At 48.6% G+C, this 9,280-nt stretch carries 7 protein-coding genes; 5 read left to right on the forward strand and 2 right to left on the reverse strand.

Annotation, left to right across the window (positions count from 1 at the left end):
• Positions 1–135: 135 nt before the first annotated feature.
• The 5 genes from AC58QM_RS12790 to AC58QM_RS12810 all read left to right on the forward strand — a co-directional run bounded on the left by AC58QM_RS12790 (position 136) and on the right by AC58QM_RS12810 (position 8,413).
• Positions 136–714: a hypothetical protein gene (locus tag AC58QM_RS12790; RefSeq protein ID WP_497284437.1), complete on the forward strand. Its 579-nt coding sequence runs from the start codon at positions 136–138 to the stop codon at positions 712–714.
• A gap of 239 nt (positions 715–953) precedes the next feature.
• Positions 954–3,296 carry a helix-turn-helix domain-containing protein gene (locus tag AC58QM_RS12795; RefSeq protein ID WP_497284439.1) on the forward strand — a complete coding sequence of 781 codons (2,343 nt, stop codon included), beginning with the start codon at positions 954–956 and terminating at the stop codon, positions 3,294–3,296.
• Between the two features lie 124 nt (positions 3,297–3,420).
• On the forward strand, positions 3,421–5,988 hold the full coding sequence (locus AC58QM_RS12800; protein ID WP_497284440.1) for an exo-rhamnogalacturonan lyase family protein: 2,568 nt from the start codon (positions 3,421–3,423) through the stop codon (positions 5,986–5,988).
• Between the two features lie 95 nt (positions 5,989–6,083).
• Complete coding sequence (locus tag AC58QM_RS12805; protein ID WP_497284483.1) at positions 6,084–7,280, forward strand: hypothetical protein; 1,197 nt, start codon at positions 6,084–6,086, stop codon at positions 7,278–7,280.
• Between the two features lie 26 nt (positions 7,281–7,306).
• The gene (locus AC58QM_RS12810; protein ID WP_497284442.1) at positions 7,307–8,413 is read left to right on the forward strand and encodes a rhamnogalacturonan acetylesterase; all 1,107 of its coding nucleotides are present in this window, start codon (positions 7,307–7,309) and stop codon (positions 8,411–8,413) included.
• Between the two features lie 69 nt (positions 8,414–8,482).
• Here AC58QM_RS12810 and AC58QM_RS12815 read toward each other — a convergent pair whose 3' ends face one another.
• A complete protein-coding gene (locus AC58QM_RS12815; RefSeq protein ID WP_497284444.1) occupies positions 8,483–8,776 on the reverse strand; it encodes a hypothetical protein in 294 nt (97 codons plus the stop codon).
• A gap of 20 nt (positions 8,777–8,796) precedes the next feature.
• Positions 8,797–9,027, reverse strand: coding sequence for a hypothetical protein (locus AC58QM_RS12820; protein ID WP_497284446.1), 231 nt, complete (start codon positions 9,025–9,027; stop codon positions 8,797–8,799).
• Positions 9,028–9,280 lie beyond the last annotated feature (253 nt).

Raw genomic sequence — 9,280 nt, forward strand, 5'->3', positions numbered from 1 at the left:
GCTGTGTTTAAGAATACGCTGAAGGCAATAAAGCTTGAGAGACGAATAATATTGTTCTGAAAGCGCAGTCCAATCTTGTCTGCTCAACATAAGATAGCAAGACAAAGTATGTCTACTAAAGGATGCGTGAGCAGCATGAAGAGCCAACATCAGAGCAAAAATCAAAAAAGACGCGGTTATCGAGGGCAAAAATCAGCACATGGCGCGACAGTCAAAATTGCTGCACAAGCCAAAGCTAATTTAGGAACTCCTGTCTGTGTAGTGCTTAAAGATGGATCCTATTACTATGGCGTGTTGAAAGACATTCAAGCCAATCAAGTTATACTCCAAGGTTTTAAAGGAAAGCAGAAACTCCCTCGCAAAAAAGGGAATTCGAAAGCTCAAATTTCTAGTTTAGGTAGTTTAGGTGCTTTGAGTAGCATGCTGGGGATGTTTGGCGGCGGTGGACTTGGAGGAATGCTTGGTGGTGGAGGATCAGGAGGAGGTCTTGGCGGGCTACTTGGCGGCGGAGGTTCTGCCGGCGGCTTAGGTGGTTTGCTTGGAGGTGGTTCAGGCGGAGGATTGTTAGGTGGACTCGGTCAAGGTGCAGCTGGCAAAGCAGCAGGCGCAGGTGGAGGTGCCGGCGGCCTCTTTGGTAACATCGGCAGTTTTATGAAGCTGGGCATGGGTGTTATTTCCTTCATTATGCCACTGATGAAAAACTTCTCGATATAAGTGATGTAAGCAGCTCTCTGATTTTTGGGGAACTGCTTTTTTTATGGCGTGTCTCCCGCTGAGGGACGTAGAGTTGGAGTGGAGGCACCTTTTCCTCCTCACCACTGCATTTTAAACACAAAAAGTCGGAAAAGTCATGTATTTCCTCTGGAAATTAACTTCCATCTTAACGCCAATCGGTATACGCTCTAAGTTGAAGTCTTCGCTCCAAACAAAACTTTCGAACGGTTGGTGAGGGCATGTTACGAGCCATTAAAGAAGGACTAGCAAAAAATTTAAATAAGGTGATCGGCGGTCAAGGACGCTTTTACAAAAAGAGCCTGATCACGATATTCATTGTCTCCGGCATACCAGGGCTATTAATGGGCGTGCTCGTGTATTGGATGGCAGGCGGTCGCGTGGAAAGCGAGTTGCTGCAACTGCATTACAGACAAATTGAACAACGTTCGCAAAATATCGATGACCAATTAGCCAATCTAGAGCTGCTGCTATCCCATTGGGCATTCGATAATAAATTTGACTATAGCTTAAATGGATATGATTTTGTGCGGAATTTTGAAAGGACACAGGATATCACTAGAACGCTAGTCGCGATGCAAGGCTCGAACGCCATGGTGAAGCATGCCGAACTTTACGTTGGTGGAACAAGCTCGGTGCTGTTTAATCCTGAGTACATGAAGATCGATGATCGTTCAGCAGCCACCGCCACTAGATATGAACCGCTCATCCATGGTCAAAATACAACCTACTGGACGCAATGGTCGTTTGATGCGAATCGTCCCGATAACAAGGATTTAACGCTCGTTCATCAAATTCCCGGTGGCAGTCTGAATCCGTTCGGGGTCTTGGTTTTCCGTTTTGACAGCCAGAAGATGGCCAATATGCTCAATACGTTGACGCCTTATGATGGCGGTGAGACGTTTCTGATTCAAAATGCAGGAGAGTTGTTCGTTTCAGCTAATGGAAACACGTCCACATCACCATTTGTAAGCGCTCTTCGTGAGAAAGTTGGCGCACTGGCAGGCAAAAAGGGTTCCTTCTTTATGGATTGGAAAGGCTCTACGTACACCGTTTCATACGGTAGCTTAGCCAGAATTGCAGAGGATTGGACCTATGTATCTGCATCACCGATTTCGAGTATTACCTCACCGGTCGTCTTTATTTCCAAGTTAATTATTACCGTAAGTCTCGCGGTATTGCTGCTTGCGGCTTTGCTTGCTTGGCTGGCTTCACGTCGCATTTACGTGCCTGTCAAAAGGCTTGTTGCGATGCTGGGCGGAAGCTCATCGAACCCACCGCAGTGCGAGTTCACCTTGCTCGAATCCCAATGGATGCAACTACATAATGAGAGTTTGGCACTGAATACGAAGTTGACAGAACAGCTTCCCCATCTGAAGGACAGCTTTATGCACCAACTGCTGCAAGGTTATTTGAATGCGTATTCAGAGGATGATCTGCGTCACAGGATGGAACGCTTTAAGTGGGAAGTGAAGAATAAGCAATTCGTAGTTCTCTATGTCCAGTTAATTGGGATGAGCAGCGTGGAAGGGAATTTCCGGTTAGGGGAAGAGGGGCTGGTGACCTTCGCGGCTGTGAATATGATCGAAGAGCTGGCGGCTCCTTATTTTGATCAAAGTCATACACTTAATTTTCATGATCTAACAGCGGGTATTCTACTCATTTTGCCAGAAGATCTATCCTATACAGAAGCTTGCCAAGCCTTTAGTGATGAATTGAAGCAGTCGATTAATCGTATTTTGAAAATGCGCATGACACTGGCCATTAGTCGTCCTGTCTCGTTGATTTCGGATGTGCCTATCGCATTTGAACGAGCCAAACAAGCGGTGAGCTATCGATACTTTGAGAATGTGAACCAGATTATCGATATGGAGCAAGACAATGATGCAGGAGATGAAGACATGGAATTGCAATATCCATTTACACAAGAGCGGGAGCTCATACAAGCGTTACGAACAGGAAAAGAAGGGGAAGCGAGCGAATTGCTGGTGTCTTTCCTGGACGTGTTGACCTGCAAAGGAGCCAAAGAGATTGAGGTACAGCAAGGAATGCTGCATCTGCTGGGGAATGTTCAACATGCCATTATGGTCTCTGGGATTAATCCGAACCGCCTCTTCAAGGGCGCAAACTTGTATGAACAGCTTTCACAGATTCGGGAGTCCACACGTATTCTTGCTTGGTTTCAGGAAAAGGTGCTCAAGCCTTTCATGAAGGAGATGTCAGGTCGTTCAGACGCGCAAGTGAAACGGATTATTGAACAGGCGATGATTTATTTGCAAAATAATTATAGACAGGATATTTCGCTGGATAATTGTGCGGAGCATACGGGGACAAATCCTTTTTTCCTTAGCAGATCGTTTAAGCAAGTGACTGGCAAAAACTTTATTGATTACTTGACAGAGCTGCGCATGGACAAAGCCAAAGAGCTGCTGCGGGAATCGGAAATGCGGATTAACGATGTTGCCGATCAAGTGGGATATCAGCATACGTATTTCAATCGGATTTTCAAAAAGCTGGAAGGTATGACGCCAACACGCTATCGCGAGCTCAGTCGAACTTCCTAAGCAACAATGTATTAGTTCAGTAAAAAAGTGCAAACACTCTCATCACCTCTTAGCAATAATGTCCGCTTGTTAGCAAGATCTCCTCTTTTTACAATAGGGCTACATGTGAAAAGGAGATGATCGCTTGGCTTCGGATCTAGCAATTAAGCTGCGTTGGTTAAACAAAGAAGCATCTAACCCTGTAGGGATAACATGGGGAATTCCTTGGCGCGAAGGTGAGTTGGGGCGTGAGGAGTCATTGCGGTTGGAAACCGTCAACGGTCAAGGAGCTGTACCGGTGCAAAGCTGGCCGACGGCTTATTGGCCGGATGGCAGTGTGAAATGGTCCGCTCATTCGGCAAACGTCCTCCCTGGATCAACAGATGGCTTAACAATTCGAAAAGGAAAAGGTCCTGATTCCGATCATCGCATTCTCGTAACGGAAACGGATGAGACCATTACGTTGGATACAGGCGTTATGCAAGTTACGATAGGTAAGCTGGGAAAACAGTGGCTTCGCCGTATTGTTCGTGAGGGCAACGTGATTTGCAGCGGTGGCGAGCTCATTGGTTTGATTGAAAGTGTGAGCGAATCATCCGGTGTTCGAATTCGTCGTGAGGAGACGTTTGAAAGCCGAGTCGTTCGCACGGTTGTTGAACAAGACGGACCTATTCGGGCTGTCGTTAAATTAGATGGCAGACTCCGCTCGACGACAGGAACCAGAGAGTGGCTGCCTTTTACACTGCGCATGTATGTGTATGCGGGGCAGGAAACGATTAAACTCGTGCATACGTTTCAATATGACGGGAATCCGCACGAGGATTTCATCCAAGGCTTAGGCATTCGTTTCGCGGTGCCGATGAGAGGTGCCCAATACAATCGGCATATCCGTTTGGCGGGAGATCGTGGGTATTTTAGCGAATCGCCCAAAACCTTACATACCCGCCGCACAAAAGGAAAGTATAGAGCGTTATTTGAGCGTCAAACGGCTGGTGAGCTGACCACTTTTGACCCTGCAGAGGATGCTTATTTTCTTGGACTGCTGGATGATTCAGCGACTTGGGACAGTTTTAAGCTCGTACAAGACTCATCAGAGCATTATCGCATTTGGAAGCGGACGAAAGCAGGCTGCAGTTGGGTCAAGGTAACAGACGGTGCGCGCGCTGGCGGTCTAGGCTATGTAGGCGGTGAAGGCGGTGGCTTAGCGGTCGGGCTGCGTCACTTTTGGGAGAAGCATCCATCGAGCTTGGAGATACATGGTACAGCGGGGGCGGAGGCTGCGTTTACGATCTGGTTGTGGTCACCAGATGGGACATCCATAGACCTTCGCCATTATGATACAGAAACACACGTAGAATCTTCGTATGAAGGAGCGGAAGAGCTGCGTGCTACGCCATACGGCATTGCGAATACAAGCGAGTTGATGCTGTGGTGTACAAAAGAGACACCGGATATGGAGCTTCTCCATCACATGCAGGCGGAGACACAAAATCCTTCGCTTCTTGTGTGTGAACCAGCGTACTATCACGCATCAGGTGCGTTTGGCTTTTGGAGTTTACCAGACCACAGTCATCCAGTGAAAGCGCAGTTGGAGAATCGGCTAGATGGCATTATTTCCTTTTATCAAGATGAAGTTGAGCAGCGTAAGTGGTACGGTTTCTGGGATTATGGCGATTACATGCATAGTTATGATCCTGTAAGGCATGTTTGGAATTATGATTTAGGTGGCTGTGCATGGCAAAATACTGAGCTTGCGCCTAACATGTGGTTATGGGTGATGTTCCTTCGTACAGGTCGAGTGGATATCTTCCGAATGGCAGAAGCTATGACTCGTCATACAAGTGAAGTGGATTTGTACCACTTCGGTGAATATGCGGGACTCGGTTCCAGGCACAATGTGGTCCATTGGGGCTGTGGCTGCAAGGAAGCTCGCATTGGGATGGCAGGCTTACATCGGTATTTCTATTATTTGACCGCAGATGAGCGAATCGGGGATATCATGGATGAAGTACGTGATTCGGATTTCACGACAGTGAATTTGGATCCGATGCGAGCTTATTTTCCGAAGGATGAACATCCAACTCATATCCGTGTAGGTCCGGATTGGGCGGCTTTCAGCTCGAACTGGATGACGCGTTGGGAGCGCTATGAGGATAGTTCCTATCGGGACAAAATCTTAGTAGGCATCAATTGTATTAAAGATGCCAATTATGGGCTCATTTCGGGACCTACTTATGGGTATGATCCAAAGACTGGCGTGCTCTCGCCTCTTGGTGATGATAATTGGGGCAGGCACTTGGCTATTTGTATGGGAGGACCGCAGGTGTGGTTCGAACTTGCTGGTATGTTAAAGGACCCCGAGTGGGAAAACATGATGGCAGAGCTCGGTGTGTATTATAACCAAACCCAGGAGCAGAAGGATAAGCTGACCCATGGTCAGATCTCGACGAAACATTTTGAGCATCCTGTGCTCAGTGCAGCGATCACTGCGTATGGCGCATTCTATAAACGCGACGATGAGACAGCGGAGAAGTGTTGGTCCATTTTACTAGGAAGTGAGTTTGCTAAAGTAGATCTGCAGCAGGAGGCCGCCATCGTTACGCACGTGGATACGTTGCAAGAGATCGATTGGATGAACACGAATGAGGCTGCTCAATGGTCATTGAACACGATTATCGCGCTTGAGCTTATTTCAGAATGGCTGCCCAAATAGTTTAATGTGAGGAGAGATGTGCTGTGGAAGTTAGAACGAAAGAAGCTTATTTGGTTGGCAAAATAGATATTCGTGCCGCTGGTCCGCGCTGCAAAATGCTCCTAGGCGACCTGAACGGTGACGGTCGCATGGAGATGCTCCTCGTGCATCCCGACAATCGGCAGGATGTTCGATATATTCCCCATCAGGTGCAATGCCTGACGGCAATGGATCTGGAAGGCAATGTGCTGTGGCAAACAGGCAAGCCAGATATAGATGCAGGAAGTGCAGGATCAGACTATCCTGCACAGATTGCTGATATCGATGGCGATGGTCAGTTAGAAGTACTCTGCGTAATGGATGGTCGTTTTCTCATCCTGAACGGGGGGACTGGTGAGGTGAAAGCTTCGTACGAGCTGCCGCATGAGCATGCCCATGATTGCATCATCGTGGCGAATTTGACGGGTGGAGCGTATGCCAGTGACATTATCTTGAAGGATCGTTATCACACGATATGGGCGTTCGATCGTCATTTTAATTTATTATGGACGCATGAAGGTAATCCAGGGCATTTCCCATGGGTGTATGACTTGGATGGCGATGGCAAAGACGAGGTCATGGCTGGTTATGATTTGCTGGACCATGACGGTCAGAAGCTGTGGAGCTGTCGAGATCTTGACGATCATGCCGACTGTATATGGGTTGGTGATGTGAATGGGGATGGACAACCGGAGCTTGTGATCGGTGGAAGTGTTACGGTAATGTATGACCGTTTCGGCAAAGAACTCTGGCGCTACGAAGGTTCCATTGAATCGCAACATATCGCTTTGGGAAGATTCCGCAGCGATAAACCTGGGTTGCAGATTGCTGGACTGGATCGTCTCGTTCGTGAGGATGATGGGAAAGGTTTGAAAGGGAAAGATGCGCTGTTTCTTCTCGACAGCGAAGGTGTTGAGATATGGAAGGAAGACCGTCAAACGGACGGTTGGTTAACCATCATCGAGCCACTCCGCGGATGGGAAGCGGGTTCTGCCGATCTGATACTTGCCTACCGGAGAGGCGGCGGGGTTTGGCCATCTTTGTATGATGGTGAGATGAACGTTGTTGTTGAATTTCCGCTAAATGGATATGCGGTACATGCCGATGTATGTGGTAGCGGGACGGAGCAAGTCATTATCTATAATGATGACACGGCAGCTATTTATGCTAGTGGACCGCTTGCGTTGGTTGAAGGATTATCTGGCATACAACTGCCGCAGCCCAAACGCTTGTCCAGCTCTACCTTATATCCAGGCGGTGAAATACCGCTGTAACGCTAGAAAGAGGAAGGGAATCTACGATGACACACGCATTTAAGTTCGATTTCGGGGTTGGGAACCCGGAGTCAGGCTACACCAAGATTACGGCGCAAAGCGCGTATGAGATAACAGCTGGCTATGGATTTAGCAATGTGAAGAATGTCCATGCCAAAGATCGAGACGAGCCCAGTGCATTGCGTAGAGATTTCTGCATACCGCTGGACACATCGTTTCTAGTTGATGTTCCGAACGGGACGTATCGCGTTTCCATCCTGTTAGGCGATGAAATCGCTGAAACAGAAACGACGGTCACCACGGGCGAAGGAAGGATGTTGCTTCATAAGCAGCGTACGTCTGCGGGACATTTTGCACGTGCGAGCTTCTCGATTTGGGTCACAGATTCGCAACTGAAGCTCACGTTTACGGGTAGAGCACCGCGCATCAATGCGTTGGAAATCGAGCCTATGCCTACAGCTTGCACACTGTTTCTAGCAGGGGATTCAACCGTGACCGATCAACCGACAGACGGCTATCCGTACGCTGGCTGGGGACAAATGCTGCCTCTTTTCGTCAAAGCCGATGCAGCGGTAGCTAATTATGCTTTGTCGGGTCGAAGCTCATTGAGTTTTATCGGTGAAGGTGTATTGGATACGATTTGGAGCAAAATCAAGCCCCATGATTACCTGCTCATCCAATTCGGTCATAATGACCAGAAGCCGGACGAAGCACGATTTACGGAGCCATTTTCCTCTTACAAGGAAACACTGAAAATCTACATCGACGGTGCCCGGGAGCGTGGCGCATACCCGATTCTGGTCACATCCGTGCAGCGACGGTTCTTCGAAGAAGATGGCACATTGCGTGATACGCACGGTGACTATCTGATTGCGATGCGTGAGTTGGCTGCGGCGGAAGAAGTGCCTTTGATAGATCTGGCTGCAAGCAGCAAGGCTTTGTTTGAAGCGCTAGGACCCGAGGGGACGAAACGGCTATTCATGTGGCTTGCGCCAGGTGAGTTCATGAATTTCCCGGATGGCGTGGAAGACAACACGCATTTTCAGCAGTTAGGCGGGATTGAAGTTGCGAAGCTAGTTCACGCTGGCTTGAAGGACTTGAAGCTGCAGCCGCTAAGCTTGTATTTGCGTTGAGGCCGAGTGATGGAGCTGAGCCAGAGGGGTAAGGCGGAAAAGGAGCTAAGCGCGTATGCGCTTGGCTCCTTATTTTGGTAGTGGCTGCAGCCGTGCAGTGCCCGAAACGCCGCCATCACCGCCACCAACATCACCCCTACCAACATCACCCCTACCAACATCACCCGCACCAACATCACCGCCACCAACATCACCGCCACCAACATCACCATCACCAACATCACCGCCACCAGCATCATTCCCACCAACATCACCGCCACCAACATTACCGCCACCAATATTACCGCCACCAGCATCACTGTCACCAACATCACCGCCACCAGCATCATCGCCACCAGCATCATCCACCAACATCATTCCCACGAACATCACCACCACCAGTATCACCCACCAACATCACCACCACCAATATCACCGCCACCAGCATTACCGCCACCAACATCACCGCCACCAGCATTACCGCCACCAATATTACCGCCACCAGCATCACCGCCACCAACATCACCGCCACCAATATTACCGCCACCAGCATCACCGCCACCAACATCACCGCCACCAGTATCACCCACCAACATCACCGCCACCAACATCACCGCCACCAACATCATTCCCACCAACATCATCCCCCCACATCAGCGCCTCTCACACTGAAATCCATGGTTAAAGATGCAAAAATACACTTATTTTAAGCGAAATAAGCTGGAATATGGAAAATTAGTGCAAAAATGCAGCCTTTCGGACCATAATGAGCCAAAATCTCCTAGGCCCCCTAACTAAACTGGAGTCTTCCTACCCATTTTATTAAAATAGGGATAAGGGAGATGATTCGGCATGGGAAAAAGGTTAAAAGAAGAAGAACGTCTTAAA

The sequence above is a fragment of the Paenibacillus sp. J22P165 genome (genome assembly GCF_059692015.1).